Origin of the sequence: Bacillus sp. Nf3 (assembly GCF_003028545.1) — a bacterium.
Lineage (GTDB): Bacteria > Bacillota > Bacilli > Bacillales > Bacillaceae > Bacillus > Bacillus safensis.
In genome coordinates this window covers 438793-460933 of sequence record NZ_PYUA01000001.1, presented here as the reverse complement: position 1 = coordinate 460933, position 22141 = coordinate 438793, and the positions used below count along the sequence as shown (strand labels likewise).

Below are 22141 nucleotides of genomic sequence, written 5' to 3'. Positions count from 1 at the left end.
AGCTTATTTCCACTTGAATATCAGCTTTATAATAACATATACCTAATACAAAGTTAACATTAATCTTGGAGGATAAATTACAATTTTAAATAATCAAACCAAAAAAGCACTATTAAGGTCGTTTACGTTTGATTAACCTTAATAGTGCTTATCATTATTTATTTTTCAAACACCACTTCAACGACCCGCTTCGAAGATTCTCCAGTCTCTAAGTAACAGAATTTCTCATAAAACGGTGCAAATGATTCTGGTAATGTAAAGGTCGACTGTTCTGTTTCCCTCACCCAGTCAATGACACTTGCTGTCTCTTTCACAAGCGGTCCAGGTGCTTCTTGTTCAAAGTCGAAGTAAAAGCCTCTGAGCTTGTCTCGATAGGTTTCAATGTCTGGCACATAGAACAGCATCGGGCGTTTGAGGTTTGCATAATCAAAGAACACAGATGAGTAATCTGTGATGAGCAGATCTGAAATCATATAAAGGTCTCTAATGTCTTCGTAATGAGAGAAGTCATAGGCAAAGCCTTCATATGGCCCTAAATCAAAGTTTTCAGCAACTAGATAGTGCATACGCAGAATGATGATATATTCATCTCCAATTGCAGCTCTCAGCTCATGCAGATCAAGGTCTAAATCAAATTTGTACTGCCCTTTTTTATAAAATTGATCGTCTCTCCATGTCGGCGCGTATAAGATCAATTTTTTATCGAGCGGCAGGTTCATTTTTTGTTTCAGTGCTCTCATTGTTTCTTCATTGTTTTGATTGTGAAGGAAGTCATTTCTCGGATATCCTGACTCAATCATCGTCTTTTGAAATTGGAATGCACGTGTAAAGATTTCAGTCGAGTAGGCATTAGGAGAGATGAGATAATCCCAATTCGATGCTTCTTTCGTGAAATTCTTTTTGTATTTCTTCGTGTTTGTTCCAGGCATATGCACCTCGTCCATGTCCATTGCCAGTCGTTTTAACGGCGTACCATGCCAAGTCTGCAAGTATGTTGTGTGATCTGGCTTTGGAACCCATAGCGGCAGACGGCTGTTTACGACCCAATACTCGGCTCTTGCCATCGCAAAAATCCATTTCAATGACAGACGATTGATATAATAGATGCCTTTTTCCTTAAACGGTGCTTCATGACCCTTTTTAACGCTCCAGATCAACGTATATTCAGGGTGATTTTCTTTCATATACTCATAAATACCACGCGGATTACAGCTGAATTGTTTTCCGTTAAAGCTTTCAAAAACAACGGTTTTCTTTTTCACAGACAGCTTACTCGCCAGTTTAAAGGTCGTTTTAAACGTTCTTGTCACAAGGCGGTTACGGACTTTTTTGATTTTACTGATCTTCTTTTTGAATTTCTTCCACTTGCTTTTGACGTAATATTTGGCACGTGTTTTCATGGTGTAATCATTAATACGGATGCCAAGCGTTTGTCTTTTTTTCTTTCGGTACACTTCATATCGAATTGGTACATCGTTTCGTTTATGAATTTGAACAAGTCCTTTGAGTTTGTTCGAACGGTCTCCAAGCACTAAAGAAGTGGTTGTTAATGTTTCCTCTACTCCGTTCACATCACAGATAAATTCAAGATAGAAGCGATATACAAGGCGTCTGTTCAAGGAATAGGTCAATTCCTCTAAAGGAACTTCTGCTAAAAATTGATAAAGCTGTGGTACATGTTGATCATCACGGTATTCGATCACTTCATCTTTTATATGGGTGATATTGACCGGAAATCGATGTTCAATTGGTTCTTCACCATTTTTCTTCAATAGAAGTTTTGCTTCTTTGATCTCATATGGATGTTCTGCACTTAGAACACCTGCATACCCGGATAAAGATAACATACATCCTTTGTTGAGCTCGATATGATTGAATTTCACAACCTTTAGCTCACGCTTAATTTTCAAAGAAGCATTCCCTTTGTCTGTGCGGTATGGAATGATATACAGCATGGCGTCTTTATTTTCTAAAAAAGTCAGCTCAGGCTTTTCTATTTCCATTTTTAAACGGCGTTTATAGTTTGACGTTTTCTCTTCAGATTCAATATCTGTAATGATATCTGCTTCTTTTACTTCTTCTTCCTCTTCTTCGGTATCAGAATCATAAGCTGAGTCCTCAAGTTCGTCCTCATCCTCTTCTTTGTTTGTGCTTAAATAGTCCGTGACATACAAGTTATATGTTTGGCCTTGTTCTAACGCAAGCGGCAGCGATGATTCACTCAATACCAATTTGAATAGATTCTCTTCTTGATGAACAAGCGGAAGGAAAAGTTCTTGTTTTGATACTCTCTCCCTCATAAACAAATAAAATTCTCTATCTGTTAATGGCATGTCATCATGGATGCGAATCAGCATTTCTAGTTTCTCATGGTGATTTTTTAACCCTTCAACGACACTCTTCTTCTTATGAATTCCCTCTTCAATCATTAATCGTTAATCTCCTCTGTTTCAGAAATCTTATTGTTTAGTGTATCGCTACTTCACTTTCCAAGAGTAGTTTCCTTGTTTCGTTTGATACGACCACCCATCTAGCGATGAAGGTTTGTTGGTGAGCAGCTCTTCATCTACTTCTAGGCGATGCAGGACTTCTTGCCTATCTTCTGTCTTAAACCGGATGTAAAAATCAACATATTTCGTTTGGTTAATTTCAATGTTGTTCTTTGTTTGAAAATGGCCAATTGGGAAGCTGACTAAAAGGTTTTCATCGATTGTTTGAGAAATGATTTCAGCTCCATTCATTCGATCATATCCTGCAAAATCGATTTGCACATGATCCGCATGACTCATTTCACCTTTTAACTCAAGCTGAAGATGAAGAACATGGTTCTCAGAGCTCAGATCACGCAAGATCCATTTTGTACAATCCACAATCCTTCTTAATTCATCTTTACGCTCACGATTTTCGAGCATATGATGAAGTGCTGTATTCCAAACCGACATTTTATCAGAAGGTATAATATAAAAATAGGCTTGTTCTCCTAAAACCTTCTCGACATCTTCTTTATGCTTAGTATCTCCAAAGAACACGGCATCCATTTGCTGTTTTCTTATTTGTTTAAACAATTCCTCATATTGGGGTTTCAGCTGATGCTGCTCTTCCTCATAATGTGCGTCATGCACAAATGCAGCATAATAAGTTGTTTCAGACTGCTCAATTTTAAACAAGTGGCGGTCTTGATCCCGGTCTTCTGTGATCATCAATTTCAAACGGTCATTTTGGGATTGAATGCTGGATAGCCATAATTGTTTAATATCCGTCTTCTTTGTAAATGTTTGAATTCCTGTTTTTTTATACCAATTAATATGTCGAACTGTATTCTTTTTTACATCTCCATGGTAGATGAACTCCATATAAATACTGCCATCGTCATTGATCAATTCTTCTAAGTATAGAGCACCTGTATGGGGAACAAAGCTTTGTACTCTGCACAAAACGCCCTGCCAATTGTATTCTTCCCTCTTCACTAATTGCTGTTCTTCGTTATATTGATCAATATAACAAATGGGGGAAGCAGGCAATTCATATCTCGTCACTTGAATCGTGTATTCATCTGCTGGAATCACTGCTTCATTGATCGAATGCGATGATTCACCAACAATAAATTCCGAGTAACGTCTTTTACTACCACTTTCCAGTAGAATATAGTGTTCATACACATTCAAGATGTCAACCTCAGGAGAAAAGATCTCTTCCATGCTGTGAATACGTTCCTTCATATTTACATCATAATTCAAAGTTAAAATTGCAGTACGTTTATGTGGATCAACTAATGGTTTTATCCTTGCCTTTAAAGACTTCGTTAAGCTCTCATCCTGTTTTGGTACTTCGCCCATAATAAAGTAGTAGTCCATATCAGGCATGTCCACTGAGGCCATTGTTTCATGTTGTTCAGGTTGATCAAATGTGTCTTCAACTTTTTTCTTCATCCAATTTTGAAACAAAGGAAGCTCTCCTTCATAATATTGTTGACTTACTCATTGTATTTTACATGAAAAAGTACTTCTTACCAAAAGATAAGAAGTACTTTTTTGATCTATTAAAGTCCAGCAATTTCTTCTTTAATTTGGGTTGTCGAGATGCCTTCGGTTCTCTTCAAGTAAACGACTTCGCAATGTTCTTTTAAGAAATCGAACTTGCCTTCCCAGTCATCTCCCATCACAAACACATCAATATCATGCTCTTGCACATCATGGACTTTTTGATCCCAGCTGTTTTCTGGAATAACTTCGTCTACATAACGAATGGTTTCAAGAATCAGCTTTCTATGCTCGTAACTGTGATAAGCTTTTTTTGATTTTTGTAAATTAAACTCGTCTGTAGAGATGGCCACCACTAAGTAATCTCCGAGCTGCTTTGCACGTTCTAGCAGCTTAATGTGCCCCCAGTGTAATAAATCAAATGTACCGTAAGTAATAACTTTCTTCATTGCAAACATAAACTCCTTTCTTTCATCCTTATTCGTCTGCTTCAAGCAGTAATGTTATCCGTAATCCTATTATCATCGATCATTTTTTCGCTCTTCGGAAGTTCATTATATCACAACGCCTATGAAAGGTTAAGAAAATGTAAAGACAAACTATTTCCAATTTATTGGGCACAGAAGGGAAAGTCCGAAGAATCAATGTTTCACAGAGTATCGTCCATTTGAATTGATGAAAATGTCATGAAATTTAAAGGTTTGTAAAGTTATTGTTAATATTTCATGGAGCATCTGTGATAAAATGATGAGTAGGCGAAGAATGAATTTACAATGAATGTTCATAGATAACAAGTTAAAAAGGAGGTCTAAACAATGCAAACAGAAGTGGTCTCTAACCTTTCTTATGTAAACGGCGACTTAGATGAATTTATTAGCTATATGAACCAGCATCATATTTCTCAGAAAAGAGGCGCCATGATTGCGACTGTCAATCCAGAGATAGGCTATGCCGTCATGAAGGATCATGCGTACCATCAAGTCGTTTCATCTGCGGATTATGTACTGCCGGATGGTGTTGGCGTCGTGTTGATGTCTCGCATGACCCAAAGTCCGCTTAAGTCAAGAATTGCCGGCTTTGATGTCTTCATGTCTATGCTTGATCTAGCAAACAAGCAGTCTAAAAGAATCTTTTTATATGGTGCGAAAAAAGAAGTGCTTGAGGCTGTGAAACAGCGAATTGATACGGAATATCCAAATGTGGTCCTTGCCGGAAGCTGTGACGGCTATCAAGCAGATAAACGTTTCGTAGCGAAGCAAATCGCGCGCTCGAAACCGGATATGGTGTTCGTTGCATTAGGTTATCCAAACCAAGAGAACTTTATTTACGAATACCGCCATTTATTCCCGCAGGCTGTTTGCATCGGTTTAGGCGGAAGCTTTGATGTATTTAGCGGAACGGTGAAGCGTGCACCACGCTGGATGATTAAGACAAATACAGAATGGCTGTACAGATTGATTGTGAATCCATGGAGATGGAAACGAATGCTGAATATTCCTAAGTACGCTTTTGCCGTATTGAAGGAAAGCAAAGGAAAAAAACGTTACTATCCTGAGCAGGTAAAGGATCAGACGAAGCAGCTGTGAGAGACTGACAAATGATGAATATACGCTCAATGATTATTTCATGTTACGCAGCTTTTATTTCTTTCATTGGATGGCTGATGAGCGGCGTGAAACCGCGTGAAAACCAGGTGACGCTGCTTGTTTCGTTCCAAGAGAATGCGGCTGCTCTCATTCATACTTATCAACAACAGGCGAACATGACAATGAAGCTTACTGTCCTCTATACGAAGCATGCTTCTGCGATAGAAAAGGACGGGCCTCATCTGTCATTTCGCTATTTTCATGAAAAAAATCCTCTCCATCTCATTCAATGTATGTATACGATGTTTAAAAGCAAGGTTGTCGTGACGGATAATTACTTTCTCATGACGAGTGTGCTTAGAAAACGGCCTTCTACCACCTGTATTCAAGTATGGCATGCCAATGGGGCTTTGAAAAAGTTCGGGCTTGAAGATGCTTCAAATTCCGAACGAAGTACCCGTGACATCAAACGCTTCAAACGCGTCTATGCTTCTTTTGATTACATCGTGACAGGCTCAGATCACATGCGTGAAATTTTCAAGACCTCGTTTGGGGCCAATGATGAACGCTTTTTATCAACTGGTGTACCACTGACGGATCTGTACTATGAACAGCATCAGCCTTCCTTAAAGCTGAATGATATCCCAAAAGGGAAAAAGATCCTGCTCTATACACCTACCTATAGAGACTTTGCAATGGACAGCCTTGTCCTGCCTTTTTCAAAAGAGCAATTACAAACTGAGCTGAATGGCGATTATATTCTGCTCGTCAAGCTTCATCCTGCAGTCAAACATTTAGCAAAAGCAGAAACAGACGGTGAATGGATATTTGATGTGTCCGATCAGCCGCTCTATCCATTACTTTGTGCTTGTGATGTCCTAGTGACAGATTATTCGTCGATTGTGTTTGAGTATGCACTGCTCGAAAAGCCTGTCTTGTTCTTCACTTATGACTTAGACACTTACCGGAAGAAACGCGGCTTAGTTGATCGGTATGAAGACATCATTCCTGGAAAGGCTTGCGTCACTCAAGACATGCTCTTGCAGGAGCTTTTACACCTAAACGTATCAACCAATAGAGAGCGAATCAAAACCTTTGCTGAGGAATGGAACCAATATTCAAAGGGACAATCAAGTCAGCAGCTCCTTTCATTCATTGAACAGCAGCTGCTCTTACAAAAAAAACGTCCGGCTTCTCAATAGGAAGCACGGACGTTTTTTTATTTGTTATACACCGGGATATCGTAATAAAGCGTATAGTCATCAAGCAGGTTATACAAACTATACATACGAGTGACTTGCTTAGAAGCCCAGCCAATATCTGTTGCATATTGATGAGTTGCTGTAGCAGACCAGCGCATTTTATAAATCGTATCTTGTTTGTATGTCGCATTATTGATGTAGCTGTTGCCAATGAATTTTGCCCCGCCAATAATCGCAGCCTCTGGTGTGAACCATTGCTGTTCATACGCATACTTTGCACCGAGATAATTCGGATTGCTGTCATATGCGCCAATGCCATACATGTTATATACTTTCTTTCCATTAAACATTGTACCATTCGCTAAAATGGAACTTCCGTTACCCGTTTCAAGCAACGCATGAGAAATAAGATAAATTTCGTTGATATGATACGTTTTTGCTGCTGTAATAAAGGCTTGTCCTTTACCAGCAAGAATCCCTTTGCCTGCTAAAATCTTTGTATTGACCTCTGCCGGATTGAGATTCGCAGCTTCCGAGAGTTTCAGAAATTGAAAATAAGATTGCGTGCCTTCTGCAATATTGGCTGGATCTACATATTTTTGCACCTCTGCTGCACTTGCATTTCTCCAGCCGAGGTTGATCCTGATCCAGTTTCCTTCTTTTCCAAGCTGTTTCACTTTTGCTCCTTTATTCAGCTGTGCCACAATGTTGCTTGCAGAGCTCGAATCAGGTGTAGAACGGACATTTAAGCCATCCGTATTCACTGTCGATGTTGCTTGGTCTACATATGATGCATAGACATAGGCCGCACCATCTGTTTGGGGTGACACCTTCATTTGTTTGTTTACCATCTCATTGACAGTGAGGTTGTAGTTCGTTTGCATGACCATTGGGCCATTTTTAATTTTTACGGCTGTGGCAGTCCAGCCATATTGGCTTTTCACAAATGCAATGGCTTCATTTACAGTTGGTAATCCTGTAAATTGCTGCGTAATGTTAATTTTGTAAGTTGGTTTCGTTGTTGTTGTATACACAGCGGTTTCATTCCGTTTTTTGAAAAATGCCATGCCTTGGTCACGCAGTGCAGCTGTTGAGATGGCACCTGTTTTGATCTGATATTGAGCATAATCGACTGCGCCTGTTTTTTGTGCAGCAGCCTTCATTTTTTGTTTCGTCAAATAGCTGAGTGCTTGATTCAGTTTTGTCTGATTCACTGTCGGCTCTGTCGTGATACGGTATTGCTTGACCGCTTCAGTCAGCGTTTTTGTACTGCTGGCAATGCCATTTTTCTTGATGATCTCTTGAGCCTGCTTCACTTTAGTTTGTTCATATACAGGTGTTGTCTTAAGACTATATGTTTTGCTGACAGCCTGTCCCTTACTTGTCTTGATGCTGCTTGTCACCTTCTGCGTTTTTAAGTATGCGGCACCTTTATTCACTTTCGCTTGGTCCGCTGCTTGATTGACGACGAGTCGATATGTGCTGTCTGATACCTTGCCTGTTTTTTTCGTTGTCGCAGATACTTTTTTCTTTTGGAAGAAAGCCGCTGCTTTTTTCGCTTGATCATCTCCTAAAAGATTCCCCGTCACTACTTGATATGGCTGTGTAGAAGAAATCTTTTTAGATGTGTAGCGCCATTTCTTTTTCTTGAAAAAAGCTATCGTTTTTGCGTAAGCTGTATCGTTTAATTGATTGAGCTTTACGATATAATTTTTTGTTTTTCCCACTCGCTGCACAGTACCTGCAGCACCGGTTTGCTTCTTAATTTGAGCCGCAGCTGAAGCTGCTTGTTTGTTGTCTTTGAAATAGCCTGATTCCAAGCTGTAGACATTTTTTAAGGCACCTGTCTTTTGAATCTTCCCGCTGATTTTTGCTTCTTTTTGCAGCTGAGTAAGGAGTGTCTGTGCTTTCGACTGGTTCGCTTGTGCAGCGGATGTGACGATGTAATACGGCTTACCCGCTGTTACCGTTTGAAGCACTGGTTTTAAACCGGATGCCTTCTGAAAACCTTGCAGAATGGTATTCGCCTTACTTTGTCCAACAATACCACTTGAAATCAGCTGATATACAGTGCCAGCTTTGTTTTCGGTTTGGTATGTACTGGTGACGCCTGCCTGCTTTTGCAACTCGGTTTGAATATTTTTCACTTTCGTTTCAGAATCAATGGTTCCTGATATGACCTGATAAGAAGGCCTGCTTTGATTGATAACTTCATAGGAGCTATTGAGCCCAGATGTTTTTGTTAGCTCAAGTGAGAGCTTTTTCGCCTGACTTTCATCATTGACTGGGTCAGATACGACCTTTTGTAAAGGAAGGCGGTCACCTACTGGAGACACCGTACCGCTCATGCCCACCTCTTTTTTTAATGCAGCTGCACTTGCACTCGCTGCTGCTTGTGACTCATATCCTGAGGCAGTGAGCTGATAGCTCGACATATTTCCTGAGGTTTGGTAAGTGGCTGTCCACTTTTTGTCCTTCTTCAGTGTTTCCACTGCTTTTTTCACTTCTGCTTCTGTTGTAAATACCTTTGTGGTGTTCATCGTATAAATGGATTGGTCGACATAGGAGGCTGCTTGCGCTTCTTTACCCGTGTGTAATGTCATACCAAAGGCAGCTGCGAGTAACATAATCTTGATGGTTTTTTTCATGTTCCCTGTCCCTCTCTTAACTTTGCATAATAGTCTACTAATCTCTTTATCGACAGAATCACCTAATTATTTTAACAACAAAAGACTCATTATATTTATATCTATCTATGAAGAATGACATATTCAGGATATTTTTCACCTAAATATCATTTCATCATCTTAAATTTCCATTAAAGATTTAGTATCATATTAATTTCTCTTTAAAGATATGGTATCATATAGCATCATTTGTATTTTTTTATCGAAATTTTTAAATTCACTTGTCTGTATATCACAACAAATTTTTGACTTTTTAAAAAGGAATGTTAAAAGGAGTCACAATCATGAATAAAAAGATCATAAAAAGGAACAAAAAGATTTTAAAAAGGAAAATAAACTTTCTAAAAGACCCTTTAAGGAATTTTATTAAAGATAAAAGACACCAAAGGAATAACCTATATGCATACTATTATCAACATCTTGATGTTGTTGATAAAACCGTACTTTATGAATCTAGAGATGGAAAAAGCATGACCGATAGTCCTTTAGCCATTTTTGAATATTTGCTTCATCAGCCAAATTTTAAAGACTATACTCATATTTGGTCTATTGAAGACTTTGAAACATTAGAACCAATTTTAAGTAAGTATAGAGATGACAAAAACGTGATTTTTGTTAAAAGGAACTCTAAAGATTATTTGAAATATTTAGCCACTGCAAAATATTTAATCAATAACTCTACTTTCCAACCTTTTTTTATATGTAAAGAAGAGCAAGTCTATATTAATACGTGGCATGGTACACCATTAAAGTATATGGGCTTTGATATCCCAGGAAATCCTGCACATTCTCAGAACGTATTAAGAAATTTTTTAAGCTCAGACTATCTTATTAGCCCAAATGAACATACAACAAGCATGTTCTTAAATAGTTATAAGTTGAAACACATTTTTTCAGGGAAAGTAATAGAAGAAGGATATCCAAGAATTGATCTAACATTAAATACTGATCCTCTCGCATTTAAAAAAAATCTTCAATCTTTTGGAGTTAGCCTATCTTTAGAGAAAAAAACTATTGTATATGCACCGACATGGAAAGGGACGAATGTTGGTAAGGTTAAAAATAATTTAACTCAGATCACTTCTGACCTGAATTACTTACAAGAACGATGCGGTCAAGAATTTAATATTCTTCTTAAGCTTCATCCATTTCTTTATCACCAAGCAAGTCGATCAACGGAATTACAAGGCCGGCTCATACCGGATTTTATTGATACAAATGTGCTTTTAAGTGCGACCGATTTATTGATCACTGACTATTCGAGTATATTCTTTGATTTTTTAGTTACAAATAAACCAGTCCTATTTTATATGTGGGACGCAGATGAATATAACGAAGAACGGGGAATGTATTTTAATCTTGAAAACCTTCCAGGACCTCGTGTCTATAATATAAGAGATTTGGCAGAATCAATTGGTCGAATAAAGGAAATAAATTTAGAATTCAAAACCAAGTATGAGCAGTTTAAACATGACTTCACAAAGTACGACGATGGTAAAGTGACTGAAAGAGTAGTTGAGGCTATCTTCAATAATGAGACTGAAACCGTTCGCTGCATCGATACTCATAATAAAGTGAAAGAAAAGATATTGATATATCCAGGAGGTATGAAAAATAATGGTATTACTTCCTCTTTCATTAACTTAACTCAAAATATTGATTATGATAAATATGATGTGAGTTGTTATATGAGTACACCAAACTCAAAAGAAGTATTAAATAATATTGCAAAAGTCAATAAAAATGTCAGATTTATCTTCAAGCCAGGCTTACCTGTATATACTCTGCAAGAAGTTTATAAAGATAAATTAATTCATAATCGCGGAGCAAAAGGGAAACTAGAAAAAAGACTCTATCCACAAGAAGCTTATTCCAGAGAATTCAAGCGCCTATTCGGAAAATCCACTTTTGATCATGTGATTGATTTTAGTGGCTATAGCTTATACTGGGCTAAATATCTCGTTTCTGCAGATGCGAAAACAAAAATATGTTTTATGCATAATGATCTTCTCTCAGATAGCGAAAGGACGATTAACGGTAAGAAACCTCATAGAATTAATCTGAGAGGTTTATTCACCATATATCATAAATTCGATAAGTTAGTGAGTGTCTCTAAAGGGACGATGGAGTTAAACAAACAGAATTTATCTCAATATGCAGAAGAAAGTAAATTTGATTATGTAATGAACTCTATTAACCCAGACAAAATTTTAGGAACAGAATTAACTTCTAGTGAAGAAGAAGATACAAGCTTAATCATATCGAACAAACCTTTTAAATCCAGGGCGAAAATTTTAAGCAGTAAACACGATAAAATACTCCCTACATTAGTTGAAAGTAATCCCTCCACTTTTTCAGCTAAAGAATTTGAAAATAAAGTGGTCATGATTACAAGAAAAGCTGTAACAAAACAAAACGAAGTTTTATATAAATTCACTTATGAAGATCATGTGGTGGGATGGTTAAATAAAGAAGCGTTTAAGATTCTACCAGATAGCATTATATGTGAAGAAGAAGTTCATAAGCTAGCAGTGATTGCATCTCCTAAGCACAATGATATTTGGACAAAACCCTATAAAACGAAGGGGATTAAAAAGGTTTCTTCTAGCCATCCATATAAGAATATTATTGTGGAAATAGATAAAGAAGCTAGAACTGAACGTTCCGTCTATAGCAGATTTTATATTAATAAACAACTAATTGGCTGGATAGATTCCTCAGCACTAAAAATACTGAAAAATTACGAAGTTAATAGTGCTCTTCCTGAAGATAAACAAGCATTGATCGAAAAAGAAAAGCACACATTATTAACTGAAAATTACCATAAACATGAAGAATTTATTCACTCTTTGAATAATAGAACACTTTTAGAAAGAAATTTAAACAAGCAAATGAAGATTATTCATACAGAAAATCATAAAGTATGGTCTAAAGCGTATCCAAATTTTGGTTATACTGAAGTCTGCAGCGCTGATTTATATAAAGATGCTATCGTAACTGTAACCAAGAGTCATAAAACGAACACATCGACCTATTACCAGTTTTCTGTAGATGGAAAAGTAATTGGGTGGTTAAATGTAAAAGCATTTAAAACATTAGACCCTCAATCTATTTTAAATCGTAAAGAAGTGAGTTATTCTGCATTGCTTCATTTGAATGAGTTTAAAATTTATAATAAAACAAATGAAAATACACGGTTTCAAGTCGTGGAAGATTATTATCTATATAATCAAAAAGAAGTTGATGTCACTGAAGAGGTCACCACACCTATATCAACATACTGTGCAATAGAGCTCAATAATGAAAAAATAGGCTGGGTAGATAAAAAAACACTTGAAATCATCGAAATTCGCGGTTTCCAGATAGGAAATGAGTTTGTTCCTTATCCATCAAAACATCACTATAATTTTGTTAATATGGGACGCTTATCGCCAGAGAAAGGGCAAGATAATTTAATCACTGCGTTTAAGCAACATGTCGAAACAAATGCAAATAGCAGGCTATATATTCTCGGTGACGGTCCATTAAAGAATGACCTTCAAATGTTAATAGAACAATTTGAATTGCAAAACCATGTATTCTTAGTAGGCCAAGTTGAAAACCCATTTACCATCCTAAAAATGTGTAATTGCTTTGTTTTATCTTCACATTATGAAGGGCAGCCAATGGTCCTTTTAGAAGCAATGACACTAGGAATGGATATTTTAGCGACAGATATCGTTGCCAATAGGACTGTTTTAGAGAATGGTAAATACGGGGATCTAGTCAATAATAGTATTGATGGGCTTATAGAAGGTTTAAACAACTTTAGCTCTCAGACACACACTTCTTATGCTCCATTCAATTATAAAGAGTATAATAAAAAAGCAATGGACACTTTTTATAAAGTTCTAAACTAACCTTTCTATATTTGTAATAAAAAAGACTTTCAAGCTGTTATTTATGCTTGAAAGTCTTTTCATTTTTATATATGCGACACAATCAGTTCACAAGATCCTTCAATTGAGAAGCTTCCTGTTTCAGCCGGCAGAATAAAATGAGCGCCCTTTGGCAATGGATATGTGTTTCCGTCATGCTCTAAAGACCCTTCTCCATTAATCACACTGCATAGCAAAAACGGATAATCCTGCGAAAGCTCTACTTTTTGATCAATTTCCCATTTATACACAGAGAAGTATTCTGCTTCGACAAATGTACGAATGGTCACTCCTCGGCGTGTTTCAACTGATTCATCTGCATAACCGTCTACATGAGGAACCGTCGTGACATCAATTGCTTGTGCAAAATGAAGTTCACGTTCGTTACCATCCTGGTCTTTTCGTTCATAATCATATACGCGATAGGTTGTATCTGAGCTTTGCTGCGTTTCAAGGACAAGCGTTCCTTCGCAAAGTGCATGAATGGTACCGCTTGGCACATAATAAAAATCACCAGGCTTAATTTTCACCCGTCGCAAAAGACCCTCCCAATCTCCGCTATTCATCATGGTGACAAGCTCAGTTCTTGTTCTTGCATTGTGCCCATAGATCATTTCCGCTCCTTCTTTGCAGTCAATGATATACCAGCACTCTGTTTTTCCAAGCTCGCCATTTTCATGTCTTTCCGCATAATCATCATCTGGATGTACTTGAACGGACAAGTCTTGGTTTGCATCTAAAATTTTGGTTAACAGCGGGAAGCGATCGCCTTCTATCCCCCCGAACAATTCTCTATGATTGTCCCAAAGTTCGATCAGCGTTTTCCCTTTATATGGACCGTCTTGCACGACACTTGGTCCGTTTGGATGAGCAGAAATTGCCCAGCATTCTCCCGTTTGATCAGAAGGAATATCGTAGCCAAATTGATCCCTTAAGGCTGTACCTCCCCATATTCTTTCCTTCAATTCAGGCAGTAAAAAAATTGGTGACTGCTTCATTCAGGATGACTCCTCCCTTTGCTACCCTTTGATAATCCTTACCTAGCTTGATGAAAACTAGTAAGTCTCAACTTTTATTATGACGCTATCTAAAGAGAAGTCAATCCTTTCAGTACACCGAATGAAAACGATAACACAAAAATTGTTTTACCCTTTGACAGAGCCTGCAAGAAGCCCTTTGACAAAGTATTTTCCAAGAAGAATATAGACGAGTAGTGTCGGCAGCGCAGCCAATATCGCCCCTGCCATTTGGACGTTCCATTGCACAATTTGACTGCCTGATAGATTTTGCAAGGCAACCATCACCGGCTGATGCTCCGCAGTGGTCATCGTGACTGCAAATAAGAATTCATTCCACACATTTGTGAACTGCCAAATGGCCACCACAACAAATCCTGTGATCGAAAGCGGAAGAATCATATATCTGAAAATCCCGATAAACCCTGCGCCATCCATTTTCGCCGATTCAATCATTTCATCTGGGATGCTCACATAGAAATTTCGGAACATGAGCGTTGTGATCGGAAGTCCGTATACGACATGGACAAGCACAAGCCCTGGAATTGAATTATACAATCCGACTTCACGCAAAAATTGAATAAGTGGAATTAGAATACTTTGATATGGAATAAACATCCCAAACAGCATCAGCGTAAAGACGACTTCTGATCCTTTGAAACGCCATTTTGATAGGACATAGCCATTCATTGCACCTAAAACAGCGGACAATAAAGTAGCAGGAATGACTAGATAAAGAGAATTCATTAAATTAGGCGCCAGCTTTTCAAACGCGATCTGATAGCTTGAAAAATCGATTGTGGATGGCAGCGACCACATTCGTTCAAGGGTGACTTCACCTAATGGCTTCAAGCTTGTGACGAGCATGACATAAACTGGCATCAAAAAAAAGAGACTGCACAAAATCAATAAAGCATAAAGAACTGGTCGGACAAACCATCTGGCTGTCATGATGAAGCCCCCTTCCGGCTCGACAGGAGGTATGGCACGATAAAGACCGCAACAGAGATCAGCATGACAATCGCAATGGCGGCACCGCCTGCATAATGGTTTCCTCTAAAGGTCATTTCAAACATATACACGCCCGGGACATCTGTGACAAAGTTCGCACCCGGTCCTGTCATCGAGTAAATCAAATCGAAAATCTTTAATGAAATATGAGCCATGATGATAACAACACTTGCAGTAATCGGTTTTAAAAGAGGAAAAATGATTTTCCAGTAAATCTGCCACTCCGATGCACCATCCATTCTAGCAGCCTCTCTTACTTCTTCTGGAATTCCTCGCAGACCCGCCAAATACATCGCCAGAGAGAAGCCTGTCATTTGCCAAACAGCTGCAATCACGACGGCAATCATGGCCGCAGGTACACCAAACTCAATTTTCCCCCAGACAAATCCGGTCAAAATGTTCGTATCCGTGTACCATTTAGGCTGGATACCGAGCGTTTTCAAAAATAAATTCACCCCTGTTGACGGGTTTAAAATCCATTGCCATACAACGCCTGTGACAACGAAGGAAAGGGCCATCGGAAAGAAGAATAAATTCCGAAAAAGAGATTCCCCCTTGATCTTCTGATCTAGTAAAATCGCAAGTGCAAGACCAGAGACAATGACAGCTCCAATAAAAAATAGAGTAAAAAAGACCGTGTTTCGAAGATCTGACTGAAAGCGGAAATCTTGAAACAGCATGGCATAATTGCGAAGACCTGCAAAAGAGAAATCAGGAACAAGCGTGGTCCAGTTTGATAATGACACATATCCTGTCCAGCCAATAAAGCCGTAAACAAAGATGAATAATAAAACCGCTGACGGGGCTAAAAAGAGCAGCGCCAGCAGCTGGTCTCCATTCCATTTTTTCCGCATACGTTTGACCTTGGGCATAGATGTTTTTGTCATCGGCGATGTGTCCATGCGCATGAAGCTACACTCCTTTTAAAAAAGAGGCGGTGCCTAGCCGCCGCCTCTTTCGTCTTTATTTCATTGCATCTTTTAAAGATGATACAAACTGGGTGCTGTCTTTTTGTGTCACGAAGATATTGACGGCTTGATTCGCTTTCGTCACAAACCCTTCTTCAGCAGCTGAGCCATGAGCAAGAGACGGCGCCAGCTTTGACTCTTTAAATGCCTTCATCGCCGATTTTCCGTATTCATCATATTTTGATACGTCTGCATCCACACGTGCTGGAATCGATCCTTTTAGCGGATTAAACGCATCCTGTCCTTCCACAGATCCTAAAACAGATAAGAATTTCTTCACGTTTTCTGGTTGTTTCACACCCTTTGGCAGTCCAAATGTATCGGTGATCACCATAAAGCTTCCTTCCGTTTCAGGAGTCGCCGTGTATCCAAAGTCTTGATTCACCTTCAAATCAAGATCATTCACAAAGTACCCCTTCGCCCAGTCACCCATGACATTCATTGCAGCTTCGCCTTTTGCCACGAGCTGTGAGGCATCCTGCCAGTTACGTGAGCTGTGATCATCATTGACGTATTCGAGCATGCGCCCAAAGATGTCTGCCGCTTCCTTCACTTTTGGGTCATCCATTTTCATGTCGCCAGCCCAAAGTTTTTGATAACCATCTGCACCTAATACACCCAGCAAAACACTTTCAAACAAATGAGTCGCTGCCCAAGGCTCCTTATCTCCAAGCGCAAGTGGTGTGATCCCTTTTTTCTTTAATGCATCTGCTGTTTTGAAAAATTCATCAAATGTCGCTGGCGGCTCTAAGCCTGCATCATCAAATACCTTCTTGTTATACCAAAGCACATTGCCCCTGTGAATGTTCACTGGCACCGAATAGATTTTTCCATCTTTGCTGACAAGATCAATCAGTGATTCTGGAAATTTGTCTTTCCAGCCTTCTTTTTCATATAAATCATCCAGCGGCTCCATTTTACCTGCCGCGACCCAGCTCTCATTCAGCTCCGCCCCGCCATGCACTTGAAACGTAGCAGGCGGATCATTCCCCTGCATACGGCTAGTCAGAACAGCCTTTGCATTCGTACCAGCACCACCTGCGACGGCTGCATTTTCAATTGGAATGTCTTTATTTTTCTCTTCAAACAATTGGATGAGTGCCTTCAGCCCGTCTTCCTCACCCGCTCCTGTCCACCAAGAGAAAATCTCGAGCTTTTCCGTTCCGCCTTCTTTTTTTGCCTCTGAGTTCGTCGATGAACTGCAGGCAGTGACGATAAGCATACAGAGTGCAAGCAGTGTAAAGCCTAATTTGACCTTCATAATTGATCCCCCATCCCTATTTTGTAAGCGTTATCAAAATAAGTATAATGGAAGATCCTTGCTTTTTTTCAGGCAAACTTCTTCACTTTTTTATGAAATTCTTCATTTTTTTACGACTTGTTTTCGATATTCCTTCGGTGAACAGCCAACCATCTTCTTAAACACACGGCTGACGTAATTAGGATCTGTATATCCTGCTTGATAGGTAATTTCTTTTAAGCTAAGTGAGCTGTCTTTGAGGAGCTTTTTGATTTTATCCAGCCGGCAGTTTGTCACATACTCTTTAAATGTCAGACCCGCCTCGTCTTTAAATCGTTTTGTGAAATAGGTTGGACTTAAATCAACATAAGCGGCCGTTTGCTCAAGTGTGATCTGTTCACAATAATGCGTTTTGATGTAACGTTTTGCCCGCTCAATGTCATTGATAGTCTGGGTTCTCGCTTCGTACACGTCAAATAGGTGTTCACAGCACTGACGGCATTCAGCTGCGGTGCTGATTGTCAATATCGATAGATCTGTACGGAGACGTGATTTGAAGAGAATCAGCAGTTCCTTTACTTGTGAAATCGTCGCCCCCTCTAATTGAAAGGCATCAAATAAAGCCAGCGCATCCTCTCTTCTCCCTTCCTCGAGCGCCTGCATCATGCTATCCGCAAGGTCTGGCAGATGAATCAATGGACCGGGCTTTATGTCTGTTTGGTAAAAGCCATAACGAACAACGCCGCCACTCTTTTTTCGGTGATAATAGGAAAGCTTCGCCTCTGCTGCACTTTTCTGAAGATGAAGCGGGTTTGAGACTGGGTGCCCTATGCCAACGACAGGTGAAGGCTGACCGTTTGTCATGGCAGCTCGAATGGCTTGCAGCACCTCTGCCTTAAGCTGACCTGGCCCTTGCTGACTATAAATGAAGCATGTAAACAGTTCACCCCCCATCTGAATAGGCACCGTATGAAATTGTGCAGATTTCAGTAAATCGTCCAACAGTTGATTCCCGCCCGTCCGCTGCACCGCGATGATAAGACCTGCTTCATATTCTGAAAATAGTTGTTGAAACTCCATGGAGGTATAGGATTGACCGTTCATGATATGGGCTTCAAGCCACTTTGACTGCTGATCGGCCGCTGCCGCCTGCCGCTGAGACGCCTCCTGCTTTATTTCTGCTGCTACAAATCGAATGGCTGCGATGGTTTCGTCTTTATCAGCTGGTTTGACCAGGTATTGTTTCACCCCTTCTTGCATCGCTTGCTTGGCGTAATCGAATGTATCGTAGGCTGTCAGCATAATGAATTTTGTATGAGGACTGCTTGCTTTGATCTGTTTGATCGCCGTCAGTCCATCCATGCCAGGCATCTGGATATCCATGAGCACAAGATGAATGGGCTCAGATCGCACGAATTCAACTGCCTTCTTTCCATTTTCCGCTTCTCCTGCTATATGACACTCTGGAACCCATTCGGTTAAGAACTTCCGCATCGCTAGTCGTTCTATTTTTTCATCATCGACAATCAGTACGTTCAGCATGCCGGTCCCTCCTTCATCGGAATAGCCAATTGTATGGTGGTGCCTTCGTTTGGCTTTGAATCAATTTGAAGAGCATTTTGCACCCCGTAAAACAAACGTAGTCTTGACATCACATTTCGAAGACCAATTCCTGTTGAGTGGCCTTTACTCAGGATGTTCGGATCTTCCTCTTCTTTTTCTGACAGCAATCTTCTTTTCTCCAATTCATTGATGCCCATCCCATTATCCCGAATCCGAATCATCACATAGCCGCCTTCTTGATAGATTGAGAGCTCGACAAGTCCCTCTTCCTCCTTTGGTTCGACGCCATGAATGAAGGCATTTTCGACAAGCGGCTGTAAGGTGAGACTTGGGATATGTACAGATAAACACGATTCATCGATGGACGTTTTGCACGTAATACGATCGGCAAATCTCGTTTCTTGTATATGAAAATACTCTTTTACCACTTTCACTTCTTGTTCCAATGTAACGGATGTACTCAGAGCAGACAGCGAATACCGCATCAGCGTGGAAACGGATTGAATCAATCTCGATGTGGCTTCCGCTGATTCTAAGTAAGCCATCCGCGAAACGATGTTTAATGTGTTAAATAAAAAATGCGGGTTCATTTGGTTTTGCAGCGTTTTTAGCTTCATGTCTTTGATTTTTTGATCCAATGCTGCCTTTTGTTTGATCTCTTCAATCATCATTTTCATCTCTTGCCGCATACGCTGAAAGGCTTCATTTAAAACAGAAATTTCATCCTTTGAGGTGACATGCAAATTCGCTCCATCAAAATTTCCTTCTGATACTTCTTTTACGCTTCGGGACAGATGAACGATGGGTCTTGATATCCCGCCAGCAATCATATAAGCCATCCATAATGCGACCCCGATTGATAACGTAAACAGGCACAAGGTAAAGAGCGCATAGGTATGATGCCTTTTTTGAAGAGATTGATAGAGTACTTGATATTCAGATAATTCATCATCAAGCAGGGTCATCGTCTGCTCTTGTATATAGGAGGAGATGGTTCTCACTTCCTTCACACTTGCAGCATATTCTTCGATTTTCCCTTCTTTTACATGTGTCATGGTCGCATCACTTTCATTGATGAGCGTCCGTATCATATATTGATATTTTTCAATAGAAGGAATCGCAGCATGAAGCCCGGCATCCTTTCGCAACGCTTGATCGTAGGATTTCATTTTCTGTTTTGACGTAAGATATTCTTTAGCAAACTTCCGATCCTTTTCAATGGCATAGGCATTGACTTTTTCATACATCGTTTTCGCTTCTGTCGATATATCATTGAGCAGCAGAAAAGAACGGAAGCTCCTGCTATATTCTGATGTGATTTTTGAACTGCTCCAGTAGACAAAAAAAGCGGCTACGTTGCCAAGAAGCACAAGGATTAAAAATGCCAATAACAGCTTACTTCGAATCTTTTTCATGGCTGCATCCCCTGCTTTCTGTCTGTTTGCTGAAGAGGCAGATCCCCGCGCCGGATCACACTCGTTCCCGTGTACTGAACCGGTTCTTCTTTTTCACCTTTTTGCAAACGAACAAGCGATTCAACCGCTTGATAGCCCATTTCATAAGGATGCTGCACGACCACGGCATCAATCGTTCCATCATCAAGCGCCTGAATCGTATCAGGCAATGTGTCAAATGCAAGCACATAAAAATCAGTGGATGATTGATACTGTGCGATTGCTTGAATGATGCCTGCACCATCTAATGCACTTGTGCCATAAAATGCGGTGAGCTTCGCATGATCGTTTAATAGTTTATAAGCGGCACCTGAGGCACCTGACTTCGTAATGGCTGATTCTTCTATTCCAGCAATATGAATGCGTTTTTCAGCGGAGACGGCATCTCGAAAGCCTTTGACGCGCAGCTTTTGATGAATGGCATCCAGCCTGCCTGTGACAATTCCTACATACTGTTCACCTTTTGTATCTGCGATGAGTGCCTGCCCTGCGATAAAGCCTGAATAGTAATTGTCCGTTCCTACATACACTTGACGCTTGCTCCCTTCTGCATCCGTATCCACGGTGACGACATCAATTCCTTTTTCCCTCGCCTTCTGAAAAAGCGGTTTGTATTTTTTCGCATCAAGTCCCTGCGTCATAATGCCATCAACATGCCCAGCGATCGCCATATCGATGGTTTTCAGATGATCGTCTACATCCGCTTGCTTTGGGCCCAAATATTCTAGATACACATGATGAACGTCTGCCGCATCAGCAGCTCCTTTTTGTACAAGCTGCCAATATTCGTTATCAAGTTCCTCCGGTACAAGGACAAAATGGTATTGATACGTTGACGCTGTTTTATCGGAAGCGCTTTCAATTTTAAATAAATCTTGACCTAATAACGTTAAAAAGATGACAGAGACCGCACAAAATGTGAGAAATGAGCTCATTCCGATCCACTTAGATAATTTCACCGTACCCTCCCCCTTTTCACTATTTCCGCATAAAAAAAAGAGCTGCTTATAAGCATACTCTCTCGACCTCTATAATTCCTTTGTCATAAATAAACTGTTTGGATCTTCTTGATATGTACCAAAAGGCGGGCAATACTGAAACCCAGCGCTTTCATATAGTTTTCTTGCTGGTTCAAAGAAAGCCATTGCCCCTGTCTCTAAGCTGACACGTGTATACCCGCGCCGTTTTGCCTCTTGGAGAAGATGATTCAGCATATACCTCGCTACACCTTTCCGCATATGGAGGGCTGCAGTTCTCATCGATTTGATTTCCCCATGTTCACTTGACAGCTCCTTTAACGCTCCGCAGCCAAGAAGCTCCTCTCCATCTCGCACACTCCACACGGTGACATTCTGTTTTTTTAAATCAGTTAATGGAAGGGCATGAATGCTTTCGGGCGGCGAATGCACCTTCATTTCTTCTATATGTGCAGTAATCAGCTGATCAATTCGTCCATCCGTAAGTTCATCTTGTAGAATATACATTTCCATCACTCCTTCCCGATCATTGTACGTGAA

15 protein-coding genes are annotated in these 22141 nt (G+C 39.8%); 3 read left to right on the top strand and 12 right to left on the bottom strand.

The genetic code is table 11. From position 1 onward, the window contains the following. Positions 1–158 precede the first annotated feature (158 nt). The 3 genes from C9414_RS02280 to tagD form a co-directional block, all read right to left on the bottom strand. Positions 159–2429: a CDP-glycerol glycerophosphotransferase family protein gene (locus tag C9414_RS02280; RefSeq protein ID WP_107162978.1), complete on the bottom strand. Its 2271-nt coding sequence runs from the start codon at positions 2427–2429 to the stop codon at positions 159–161. A 48-nt stretch (positions 2430–2477) separates the two neighbouring features. Then, entirely contained in the window at positions 2478–3944 is a 1467-nt protein-coding gene (locus C9414_RS02275) for an alpha-glucosyltransferase N-terminal domain-containing protein (protein ID WP_107162977.1), read from the bottom strand. Between the two features lie 95 nt (positions 3945–4039). Continuing rightward, a complete protein-coding gene (gene tagD / locus C9414_RS02270; protein WP_034281137.1) occupies positions 4040–4429 on the bottom strand; it encodes a glycerol-3-phosphate cytidylyltransferase in 390 nt (129 codons plus the stop codon). Between the two features lie 366 nt (positions 4430–4795). On the opposite strand from tagD, the gene C9414_RS02265 reads away from it, so the two are divergent. Beyond that, the gene (locus tag C9414_RS02265) at positions 4796–5566 is read left to right on the top strand and encodes a WecB/TagA/CpsF family glycosyltransferase (RefSeq protein ID WP_039181899.1); all 771 of its coding nucleotides are present in this window, start codon (positions 4796–4798) and stop codon (positions 5564–5566) included. Positions 5567–5577: 11 nt separating this feature from the next. Further along, on the top strand, positions 5578–6768 hold the full coding sequence (locus tag C9414_RS02260) for a CDP-glycerol glycerophosphotransferase family protein (protein ID WP_107162976.1): 1191 nt from the start codon (positions 5578–5580) through the stop codon (positions 6766–6768). Between the two features lie 17 nt (positions 6769–6785). Here the strand turns inward: C9414_RS02260 and C9414_RS02255 are convergent, their stop codons facing one another. Beyond that, a complete protein-coding gene (locus tag C9414_RS02255; protein WP_107162975.1) occupies positions 6786–9416 on the bottom strand; it encodes a glucosaminidase domain-containing protein in 2631 nt (876 codons plus the stop codon). Between the two features lie 323 nt (positions 9417–9739). On the opposite strand from C9414_RS02255, the gene C9414_RS02250 reads away from it, so the two are divergent. Then, positions 9740–13354 carry a CDP-glycerol glycerophosphotransferase family protein gene (locus C9414_RS02250; protein WP_107162974.1) on the top strand — a complete coding sequence of 1205 codons (3615 nt, stop codon included), beginning with the start codon at positions 9740–9742 and terminating at the stop codon, positions 13352–13354. A gap of 65 nt (positions 13355–13419) precedes the next feature. Here C9414_RS02250 and manA read toward each other — a convergent pair whose 3' ends face one another. From manA to C9414_RS02210, 8 genes are all read right to left on the bottom strand, one after another. Further along, positions 13420–14370 (bottom strand): mannose-6-phosphate isomerase, class I, encoded by a 951-nt coding sequence (manA, locus tag C9414_RS02245; protein ID WP_039181907.1) that lies wholly within the window; start codon positions 14368–14370, stop codon positions 13420–13422. Positions 14371–14517: 147 nt separating this feature from the next. Beyond that, the gene (locus C9414_RS02240) at positions 14518–15339 is read right to left on the bottom strand and encodes a carbohydrate ABC transporter permease (protein WP_039181910.1); all 822 of its coding nucleotides are present in this window, start codon (positions 15337–15339) and stop codon (positions 14518–14520) included. Beyond that, positions 15336–16307 (bottom strand): carbohydrate ABC transporter permease, encoded by a 972-nt coding sequence (locus C9414_RS02235; RefSeq protein WP_181286093.1) that lies wholly within the window; start codon positions 16305–16307, stop codon positions 15336–15338. The genes C9414_RS02240 and C9414_RS02235 overlap by 4 nt, the downstream gene beginning before the upstream one ends. Positions 16308–16362: 55 nt before the next feature. Continuing rightward, positions 16363–17628, bottom strand: a complete 1266-nt coding sequence (locus C9414_RS02230) for an ABC transporter substrate-binding protein (protein ID WP_107162973.1) — start codon at positions 17626–17628, stop codon at positions 16363–16365. Between the two features lie 102 nt (positions 17629–17730). Continuing rightward, positions 17731–19149: a response regulator gene (locus tag C9414_RS02225; protein ID WP_107162972.1), complete on the bottom strand. Its 1419-nt coding sequence runs from the start codon at positions 19147–19149 to the stop codon at positions 17731–17733. Then, positions 19143–20585, bottom strand: coding sequence for a sensor histidine kinase (locus C9414_RS02220; protein ID WP_107162971.1), 1443 nt, complete (start codon positions 20583–20585; stop codon positions 19143–19145). Before C9414_RS02220 ends, C9414_RS02225 begins: the two co-directional genes overlap by 7 nt. Beyond that, complete coding sequence (locus tag C9414_RS02215; RefSeq protein WP_107162970.1) at positions 20582–21583, bottom strand: sugar-binding protein; 1002 nt, start codon at positions 21581–21583, stop codon at positions 20582–20584. Before C9414_RS02215 ends, C9414_RS02220 begins: the two co-directional genes overlap by 4 nt. 69 nt (positions 21584–21652) lie before the next feature. Next, positions 21653–22108 carry a GNAT family N-acetyltransferase gene (locus tag C9414_RS02210; protein WP_047201903.1) on the bottom strand — a complete coding sequence of 152 codons (456 nt, stop codon included), beginning with the start codon at positions 22106–22108 and terminating at the stop codon, positions 21653–21655. Positions 22109–22141: the final 33 nt, after the last annotated feature.

What these genes read in the sequence shown, in the direction of transcription:
- C9414_RS02280 (WP_107162978.1), bottom strand. Translation starts at nt 2,429, where the DNA reads ATGATTGAAGAGGGAATTCATAAGAAGAAGAGTGTCGTTGAAGGGTTA.
- tagD (WP_034281137.1), bottom strand. Translation starts at nt 4,429, where the DNA reads ATGAAGAAAGTTATTACTTACGGTACATTTGATTTATTACACTGGGGG.
- C9414_RS02265 (WP_039181899.1), top strand. Translation starts at nt 4,796, where the DNA reads ATGCAAACAGAAGTGGTCTCTAACCTTTCTTATGTAAACGGCGACTTA.
- C9414_RS02260 (WP_107162976.1), top strand. Translation starts at nt 5,578, where the DNA reads ATGATGAATATACGCTCAATGATTATTTCATGTTACGCAGCTTTTATT.
- C9414_RS02255 (WP_107162975.1), bottom strand. Translation starts at nt 9,416, where the DNA reads ATGAAAAAAACCATCAAGATTATGTTACTCGCAGCTGCCTTTGGTATG.
- C9414_RS02250 (WP_107162974.1), top strand. Translation starts at nt 9,740, where the DNA reads ATGAATAAAAAGATCATAAAAAGGAACAAAAAGATTTTAAAAAGGAAA.
- manA (WP_039181907.1), bottom strand. Translation starts at nt 14,370, where the DNA reads ATGAAGCAGTCACCAATTTTTTTACTGCCTGAATTGAAGGAAAGAATA.
- C9414_RS02240 (WP_039181910.1), bottom strand. Translation starts at nt 15,339, where the DNA reads ATGACAGCCAGATGGTTTGTCCGACCAGTTCTTTATGCTTTATTGATT.
- C9414_RS02235 (WP_181286093.1), bottom strand. Translation starts at nt 16,307, where the DNA reads ATGCGCATGGACACATCGCCGATGACAAAAACATCTATGCCCAAGGTC.
- C9414_RS02230 (WP_107162973.1), bottom strand. Translation starts at nt 17,628, where the DNA reads ATGAAGGTCAAATTAGGCTTTACACTGCTTGCACTCTGTATGCTTATC.
- C9414_RS02225 (WP_107162972.1), bottom strand. Translation starts at nt 19,149, where the DNA reads ATGCTGAACGTACTGATTGTCGATGATGAAAAAATAGAACGACTAGCG.
- C9414_RS02220 (WP_107162971.1), bottom strand. Translation starts at nt 20,585, where the DNA reads ATGAAAAAGATTCGAAGTAAGCTGTTATTGGCATTTTTAATCCTTGTG.
- C9414_RS02210 (WP_047201903.1), bottom strand. Translation starts at nt 22,108, where the DNA reads ATGTATATTCTACAAGATGAACTTACGGATGGACGAATTGATCAGCTG.